General features: G+C 45.5%; 9 protein-coding genes. 3 read left to right on the top strand and 6 right to left on the bottom strand.

What is annotated here, in order from left to right:
- Positions 1–1,997 (top strand): RagB/SusD family nutrient uptake outer membrane protein (locus JX312_RS05445; RefSeq protein ID WP_204457315.1); only part of this gene is annotated, 1,997 nt, incomplete at its 5' end.
- Positions 1,998–2,113: 116 nt separating this feature from the next.
- Here the strand turns inward: JX312_RS05445 and JX312_RS05440 are convergent.
- The 6 genes from JX312_RS05440 to JX312_RS05415 form a co-directional block, all read right to left on the bottom strand.
- A complete protein-coding gene (locus tag JX312_RS05440) occupies positions 2,114–3,427 on the bottom strand; it encodes a sn-glycerol-1-phosphate dehydrogenase (RefSeq protein WP_204457314.1) in 1,314 nt (437 codons plus the stop codon).
- Positions 3,428–3,953: 526 nt separating this feature from the next.
- Complete coding sequence (locus JX312_RS05435) at positions 3,954–4,166, bottom strand: hypothetical protein (protein ID WP_204457313.1); 213 nt, start codon at positions 4,164–4,166, stop codon at positions 3,954–3,956.
- 149 nt (positions 4,167–4,315) lie between these two features.
- A complete protein-coding gene (locus JX312_RS05430) occupies positions 4,316–5,500 on the bottom strand; it encodes a hypothetical protein (protein ID WP_204457312.1) in 1,185 nt (394 codons plus the stop codon).
- A 6-nt stretch (positions 5,501–5,506) separates the two neighbouring features.
- Positions 5,507–6,193 carry an SDR family oxidoreductase gene (locus JX312_RS05425; RefSeq protein ID WP_204457311.1) on the bottom strand — a complete coding sequence of 229 codons (687 nt, stop codon included), beginning with the start codon at positions 6,191–6,193 and terminating at the stop codon, positions 5,507–5,509.
- Positions 6,194–6,205: 12 nt separating this feature from the next.
- The gene (locus JX312_RS05420) at positions 6,206–6,568 is read right to left on the bottom strand and encodes a hypothetical protein (RefSeq protein ID WP_128707769.1); all 363 of its coding nucleotides are present in this window, start codon (positions 6,566–6,568) and stop codon (positions 6,206–6,208) included.
- A gap of 66 nt (positions 6,569–6,634) precedes the next feature.
- Positions 6,635–7,213: a Crp/Fnr family transcriptional regulator gene (locus JX312_RS05415; RefSeq protein ID WP_204457310.1), complete on the bottom strand. Its 579-nt coding sequence runs from the start codon at positions 7,211–7,213 to the stop codon at positions 6,635–6,637.
- A 325-nt stretch (positions 7,214–7,538) separates the two neighbouring features.
- On the opposite strand from JX312_RS05415, the gene JX312_RS05410 reads away from it, so the two are divergent.
- Positions 7,539–8,327 (top strand): RNA-binding domain-containing protein, encoded by a 789-nt coding sequence (locus JX312_RS05410; protein ID WP_204457309.1) that lies wholly within the window; start codon positions 7,539–7,541, stop codon positions 8,325–8,327.
- Between the two features lie 128 nt (positions 8,328–8,455).
- A complete protein-coding gene (locus tag JX312_RS05405) occupies positions 8,456–8,809 on the top strand; it encodes a hypothetical protein (RefSeq protein WP_204457308.1) in 354 nt (117 codons plus the stop codon).
- Positions 8,810–8,870 lie beyond the last annotated feature (61 nt).

Raw genomic sequence — 8,870 nt, 5'->3', positions numbered from 1 at the left:
AAATGAAACTCAATATATATATCAAGACTGCGCTTGTTGTTGCTGCTGCCGGCACAATGACTTCCTGCAACGATTTTCTTGATCAGGAGCCGCAATATGCCGTGACTCCGGAGAAATATTTCAACGATGAATCCTCGCTCCAGTATTATGCCAATAATATGTATACCATCCTCGCCTCGCATGGCAACTGGAGTTATGGTATCTATGGCGATGACATACATACAGACAGCCAGATTTCACTCAATTATGACGGCAAATACGTTCCGGGCAACTGGAAGACATCGCTTGAGGACGGCAACTGGACATTCGTGAACATCAACACGATCAATTATTTCTTTGACCAGGTGCTGCCTAAATACGAGGCAAACGCTATCACAGGCAATACAGCCAATATCCAGCGTTACATCGGCGAGATGTATTTCTTCCGCGCCTATCAGTATTTTTCGCATCTCAAGACATATGGCGACTATCCCATTATCGAGCATGCCCTTACTGACAACGAGCCTGAGCTTGTAGAGGCAAGCAAACGTGCCCCGCGCAATGAAGTGGCAAGATTTATCCTTTCGGATCTTGACAAGGCTTACGATCTGCTCAAGGGAACTACAGCCGCCAAGACCCGTATCAACGCCGATGCCGTTAAACTTTTCAAATCGAGAGTCGCTCTTTATGAAGGTTCATGGCTGAAAAATTTCGCAGGAACGGCATTTGTGCCCGGGAGTCAGGACTGGCCCGGAAAGGCATATCATCCGGATTTCGCGTACCCGACAGGTTCTGTAGAGGCTGAGGCAAACTGGTTCTTTGACCAGGCAATGGCGGCGGCAAAGGAAGTGGGCGATGCAAAAGTGAACTCGCTTACCCCCAACACAGGTATCGTTCCACAGACCGAGGGTGCGACACTCAGCGCAATAGAGAATGAAAACCCGTGGCTTGCAATGTTTGGCACGCTTGATCTTTCGGGCAATCCGGAGGNCATGCTGTGGCGTCAGTACAGCCAGTCGCTCGGTGTCGTTCATAACGTTGTGGTCATGGCTCAGCACGGCAACTACGGCAGAGGAATCACCCGCGGCATGGTGGATGCTTTCTCCATGGCTAACGGACTTCCTATCTACGCAAACGGTGCAGGATATCATGGCGACAAGACAATTGCCGATGTGCGCCGTGACCGTGATCCCCGTCTTTACGTGATGCTCAAGGAACCAGGACAGAAGAATGTGCTTATCGCCAATTCCTCAGGTGACCATGCTGAACCGGTTGAGCCTTATCCTGTTATTCTGGACTCCAACACAGAACGCAACTATTCCACAGGATACGCACTCCGCAAAGGCAACAATTTTGACCAGATCCAGTGTGCGAACGGCAAGAACTATACCGCTTGCCCCGTGTTCCGTAGTGTCGAGGCTCTGCTTAACTATATAGAGGCTTGCTACGAACGCACAGGTGCGATCGATGCCACCGCCGACCGCTACTGGNAGGCAATCCGCGCCCGTCATCAGGGACTTGACCAGGATTACAACAAGACAATCCAGGCTACTGTGATGTCGGAGGAGGCAAAAGGTGACTGGGGTGCATATACTGCAGGACAGCTCATTGATCCCGTGCGTTACAATATCCGTCGTGAACGTCGTCTTGAACTTATGGCAGAGGGCTTCCGCTCAGCCGATCTTTACCGCTGGAGATCAATGGACCAGATGGTGACAACCGGTTATCATTGCGAGGGTTTCCATATCTGGAACACTCCGATGGAGGCATGGTATAACGCAAAAGAGCTCAAGGATAATATTTCATCGAGAGATCTCAGCGAGTATTATCGCCCGCATGAGGCAAAGGCTACAAGCGAGGTGAAAGACGGTCTGAAATGGACTATGGCTCATTATCTGCGTCCTGTGCCTATCAAACAGATGATGCTGACATCTCCCGACCATCAGACTCCATCGCAGTCTGTGATCTATCAGAATCCTTATTGGCCAATCGAACCGAATCTCCCCGCTACGAAATAAGCAGGAACAGCCCCATAAAAAAGGATGCGCATGATCATGCGCATCCTTTTTTATGGGGCTGTTCCTGAAAAGTCGCCGGTTGAATTCTTCAGAAGCGGTCTTAGTACTTTATTTTGTCAGTGTATCATGTTTTGAGACCAGCGTTCGAGGTTGCCTGTGCGGCGTGCAACGTCAAGTATCGTGAATCTGCGTCTGATTCTCTGAGCCCTGACAGCGCTGATACTGAGCCTTTCCCTTGTTATTCCTATTTGCTCCGGAAGCACAGGCGCGCCCGCAGCTTCCAGAGATTTTCTCATCTTACTGTAAGGTATCAGCTGATGCCGCAGTTTTTCCCGTATTTCAATCCAGTTGTCTTTAAGAGAGGTCAGCTGTCGGCGCAAGCCCTCTTTATCAACATATTTTTCCTCCATCTCGGTTTCTCCAATGTCTGGAAAATCCGTATTTTTGAACATTTCCCTTGTTTCAGCCTTGACTTCATCGAGTGTCTTCCAGACGCTAAGACACCGGTCGATGTCGAGTCTTGTGAAATCCTCGTCAAGCATCTGTTCGTAAAGGGCAGTAGATGCCAATGTCCCGATTGCAACCTGAAAGCCATGAGATGGAGTTGAGCCGTCAGCCAATGTGTGGTGTTCCATATTCCAGAGGTGTGAGAACTGGTGTTCCGCGCCGCTTGTAGGGCGACTGGACTTGTTTATCTGCATTGCAAGACCGCCGAGCAGAAGACCTTCCATCAGATGATATAAAGCCTTGCGGTCTCCGTTGCGCAGACCCTCCGGGTCCGACAGAGCACTCTTTAATCCATTCTGCACAGTGTTGAACGCGACGGTGTCAATCGGTTCTACACCCGCCGCGTCGGCAAGAATCCAGTCTGCGCCTGCAGTCACTTTGGCGCAAAGGTCCGCATAGCCGCTTGCCGTGATTCTCCAAGGCGCGTTTGAAATGATATCAATGTCAGCGATGAAACCCAACGGGGCGGGGCATGAGAAACTCTGTTTCTTGCCATCCTTGATAATTGAAGCTCCATATGCTGTGTACCCGTCCATGGAAGCCGCAGTGCCGACGGTCATGTAGCGTCTGCCGGCATGGCATGATGAAAGTTTGGCAAGATCATTGATCGTGCCGAGACCAACGGCAACAGCCACTGCATCCGTGGCGAGCAACCTGTTGTCAAGCTGTTCGATGAAACTCCATTCGGCATGAACGTTGGGATCGGTGAATATAAAAGGCATCTCCGGAGACAATCCGTCAGATTCAAAAAGATTCTGAAGATTCTCTCCCGCAATTCGCCACGTTGTGGCATCGGCAATAATAACAGGCCTTTTCCCGGCGAAAAGGCTCTTGAACATTCCGGGAGCCTCAACGATCACACCGTCTCCGATACTCAGTGCTTTCGTGTCGGAAGCACGAGACAGTATGTCCTCTATTTTCATTAGTTCTAATAGTACCTATAATGTCAGCAAATTTACTAAAATAAAATGAAACGATACGCACACACAAATAAAATTTCAATAAATGTGATTGGATTTGAATGTTTCTCTGTAAATAAAGACTTACTGGTGGGAAGGTGACTAAATTGCAGAGCCACAAAGAAATGTTGTTCTTGATGATTTTTGTCTGACAGAAGAAGGACGTGTAACTATTCAGCGGACACGCTAAGGCGATAATGTGGAATAGACATCACCATTATAAGTAAATTTAACCTGCTGATTTTATAGTAATTAGCTGCAATTTTATTTGGTTAAGTCAAATAAGTTTTTTATCTTTGTATCTGTTAAACAGTAGGTTAATGACATAGCAGAAGTGAACGACTCTGTCGACAATATCGTGGATGAGAAACCCGGCATGTGTGATGAATGCGGAGATTCACTGGACGGATGTGATACCGAGCTGGATTACATCACACGATAATCTCGTTGCCGGAACTAAAGCCATTGATAACGGAGGTCAGGCATTACGTCACGATATGCCGTACTTGTGGCAAGCGAGTAAAAGCCCACTCCCGACATCGCCGTTCCAACGCCGTTGTGTATGACGCTTCTGTAAAAGGTTTTCTCCGTCTATATAGAAACTTCCAAGCACATCCGGGTTGCTTGCTTTCAGCTCATATTTTCCTCCCCCATCTGTAAAGTCAATACGGGTTGTTGTCGCAAATCGGATTGTATAGTCCATTTTTCCAAACTTAATCGGATATGTTTCTGGTTCATCATTGTTACTGCATGATGCCATAAAAAGACTGAGAATAAATAAGAATGAGATTGATATCTTGTTCATACTTATGATATACCTATTACTATTGATTGAATCGTATTTTTCAACTATTATTTAGCCTCAATAAGAAGATAATACTCTTCAAGAGAGGTATCGGACGGCAATTCGTGAAGGAGCAATATTCTGGTGGTCTTGTTTTCCCAGAAAAGCTCACCCTCGACGCCTTCCGGGACACAGTTGAATGACTGGATCTTATTCTTTGCAGATACACCTTCTCCTATATTCTCCCTCATGAGCTTTACCAAGACTTCTCTTGATATAGACAGGTATTCACCGTCTGGAAGAGATTTATTATTCCGTGCATGAATCTCACTATACCGTGTGCCATTGATCTCACGTGTATCCACGACACTGTATTCGCGGCTCTTGTCAAGGAGGCAATATACACCCATGTTTCGGGGATTGGCTATACAGATGCTGCCTTTAGTCCAGTCGAAGCACAGGAAATCACGCTCGTATCTGTCAATTCTAATCGAATCGGAATATATGACCTTGCCATCGTAGTATCCCTTGAGATAGCTTTTCATACTTCCGGGTGTGAAGAAATGCGATGACCATTGGGCAGTGAAATGTTCCTCAGAACTGCTGTCACCGGTTTTTTGCTCATAGATACGGACTGTATTCGGCATACCCTCGGCACTCCATACGATTGAGTCATACGACTGTACAAATTCCGGAAACCCAAAGGGATTGTATCTGTCGAGATAGTCCCGAATTTGAAACGCAAGATTGTCAAATGGTGCGGGAACCCGGAAATCATCATACATAAATGGTGTTAATCCCGCCTTTACGAGTTTGAAGCGGTATTTGTCAGGCAACTCTTCGGGTTCATCCGGCTTAGTGGAAGAAAGAGCCCTTTGGGTAACTGTGACAGTACCTTTATTCCAGCTCTTTCCTTTATAGACTGTAAATTCAAGGGTGCCGGTCTGTGAAGTTTCTCCAAGATTATTTGTGAGCAGAATTTTAATTCGTTTGTCGCCGGAACTTACCATTCCTATATCGGGAACAGCCGTGACTCTAAAACAGTCATAGTCACCAATGATGTCTATGCTTATATATTGTTGATTGCCAGGCACGATGATTTCGCAGTCGTGAATTCCCATTGCCAGCTCTCCTTCTCCTTCCAACTGCACGGCAAGAGAGAAGAGATCAGCTTCATGGTCGGGTTCGTCGTCACTACAGCCTGCGAATATAAGACACGCGACCAATGACATTATTGTGAGTAGCTTATTCATACGTGTTCACATAAAATGTTTGAGAATGAAATTAATTATTCGCCATCGGCGTGTGACTATAAGTCTTTTTTGCTTGTTGTCAATAGCCTTGATTATTTTTCGGCAAACTTTATCAAGAGGCATTACCCAGAACAGACCTTCTCCTTTTGCCATTCGTGTATCAACCAGACCGGGACGAATTTCCGTTATAATAATATCCGTCCCTTTCGCTTTGCTTTGCAATGATTTTGTGTAGTTTATCTGAAAAGCCTTTGACGCACTATAAGACGGGGCTACAGGAGTTGGCTGCAATCCTCCCACAGAGGTAACGGTAACAAGATGACCTGATTTCTGCCGTTCAAAGACCCTGTATATCGAGGCAACTGCATTAGCCCAACCCATAACGTTCACTGAAAGTGTGGATAACTCAGTCTTGACATCCAAATTTGGATTAAGTTCTCCGATTCCGGCACAAACAATAGCCAAATCAATGCGACTGTGTTTGTGTATGATACTTTCCCAAGCGTTATAGAATGATTCCGTTTGAGAAATATCACACAAAACCGGCAAAGTATGTTCAGGACAACTTCGTTCCATATCGTCCAACAATTCTCTCCGCCTGCCGACAACTATAACGTTATGCCCCGATGTAACATAATGCACCCATAGATTGTGACCAATGCCGGATGTTGCTCCTATAATTAGAATGTTCATATCCCTATTTCATTATTGCGGAGTTCGCGCCGGACTGTTCGCCGACTTCATTGCCACGCTGCACTTTGCTTCGAGGTAATTTATAAAAATAGCTACTTCGCCGCCGGCATTGTCAGTAACGGCTTCACTGACGGGATTTATTTGAATTTGAGGCATAGCCATCTGACGCAAAAGATCGACTGCATTTTGCGAGGCGTTCTTTTGCTTGACGGTCGGGATAAAGGTTGTAGAGGTCGGTGAGGTGCGTTGCATTTGCGCCTCCACTACAATCTCGTCAAGATTCTGAGTCTTGATGCTGTCGGGTGTTTCCGTCTGCGCCATCGCCGCAATCGTAAGTGTTGCGCAGAATATTGATGTGATGATTCGGTTTTGCATATTCAATACAGTTTGATTTGCAAATTTCGCCATAATCTACCACTTGGAATTGAACAAATGTTCAATTCAGTCGCTTTTATCTCCTTTTCCCTGCGATTTTTTGATGCGCAGAAGGTGCTGATGAGAGATTCGGAGATATGAAGCCAGTTCCTTGGTCTTGATTGTCGAGGCGATATCGGGGTAAGCATCAATGAATTTGCAATATCGTTCTGCCGGAGAGAGTATATACAAATCAAGCAAGCGGGTGTAACACATCCGGAAAAGAGCGTCTGATGCTATGTAAAGAAAATTTGGCTCGGATTGACACAATTTTTCCAACGCATATACGAATGGAAGTTGAAGCACCTCAGTCCGCACGGAAGCCACTTGTGATGCTAACGCAGGGATTCTCCTTACGCCATTATTGAAGTCGGTAACAAATTCACCTGTCATGGCAAGACCAACCACCGCTTCACTGCCATCAGATTTCAGACAGGTGTATCGACAATAGCCCGATTTCACAAGGGATATATGCCTCTCAATATCACCTTGATGAAGCAAGTACTCACCCTTCTCGTAAATTACAGGCTTACCCTCACCCTCGCATAGTTCTATGAGACCGGCGAGATTGACCTGCGACCTATATGAATTGAATAATTCTGCCAATTTCTTCCAAAATCGCCGCAGTCAGCTCCAAACGGCTACTATATGATATGAAAAGCGCGAGCCAACTATGCACGTCCAAACTGATGGTCCTGAGAAAACCAATGATGCAGATGTAACAATAGCAGCCCACGCTATATGCGTGAGAACCACTATGCTATCTCTTGCATCAAAACTAAAAGTTTCTCAGGTTTTCAGTTTGCAAGACGCATAACGCTTCTTATTTTACCAAAATGTCGTGGATTGGATTTCTCCAATCCGGTTGCTAATTTAATCATATTCTTTGGAATTCAGCGGATTATTGACGAAATTTTTGTAACTTAGCCTTATGGAATTACCAGAATATACCAAACTGCTCGCAAAACTGGTCTCATATCCGCAAGAAACGGAATGGATCGAGTTCAAACATAATTTCCATTCGGAGGAAAAGATTGGGCAACGCCTCTCTGCCTTGTCCAACAGTGCAGCTTTGCTGAATGAGCCATTCGGCTATCTTGTATTCGGCATCGAGGACGGAACACACGCCATAGTCGGCACATCGTTCAAAGCAAAACGCCACAAGAAAGGTAACGAGGAACTTGAAATGTGGCTGCTTAACCGTCTTAATCCGAGAATCGACATCGAATGTATTGAATTTGACGCTGACAGCAAACATATATCCATGTATCGCATTCCGGCTGCTATCGACCGCCCTGTAACTTTTCTGAATACAGCATATATCCGTGTCGGCTCAATAATGCGAAGAATGGGATTCTGCGAGGAGAAAGGCAGCGGAATGGATAAGGCTCTTTCGGCAATAGAGAGATACCAGTTACCACCCATCAAGTATCGGGTCTCAGGCATACGAACCACCATTATCTTGTCGGCTTCTAAGAAATGGGCTGATATCACCAAAGAGGAGCGTGTTCAGGCTTGTTACCAACATGCTTGTCTTAAGTATCTCGCCAATGAAATGCTTACCAACAAATCACTGCGTGAGAGATTGGGTGTTGATGAGAAGAATTATCCCCTTGTATCGGTTGTTATAAAGGAAGCTCTCGCTCAGGGATTGATTAAGATTGGTACTCCCGAAGGTACAAATCGCAGAGACATTGCTTATATCCCTCATTGGGGATAGCTCATGTAATTTCATGTAATGAATCAGCGGGATTTCAATGAACGAAGCAGATTATCTATTATAAACACCTTGAATACCAATCTATTTGACGGCTATATTTCATGTATGGCTCATATAATTCAATGAATATGGCAATGACAAATATAATAACCCGGCTCGAAGAGGTCAACGGGATTGTCAGCGGTTATGACGGTGGTACGATGCCTTTTGAACAGGCGTATGCGCTTGCACGGTTCTATTATGACTTTCAGGACACCAACGCGCTTATAGCCGATGCTGAGGTTATGGCCGGTGAGAATCCGGAACAGCTGAAAGAGATTGCTCTTTCCCTCAAAGCCGAGACCGCGACACTCCTTAATAATATAGGGCGGCTTGACGGCGTTGATTTCCGAGGAATTTCGGCGCGTCCGCTGAATAGTTACAAGGATGTGTTTTTATACTTAAAGAATGTTAAAATGCAAATTATTTTTGATGTTATATAGCATNTATCAAAAATATTTTATAATTTTGCAGTGAGTTTTTCATGGTATTAGATTTTAAGGT

This window comes from Barnesiella sp. CU968 (assembly GCF_905219685.1).
Classification (GTDB): domain Bacteria; phylum Bacteroidota; class Bacteroidia; order Bacteroidales; family Muribaculaceae; genus Lepagella; species Lepagella muris_A.
Note: the sequence above shows the minus strand (reverse complement) of the source record. Positions and strands in the feature narration are given on the sequence as shown.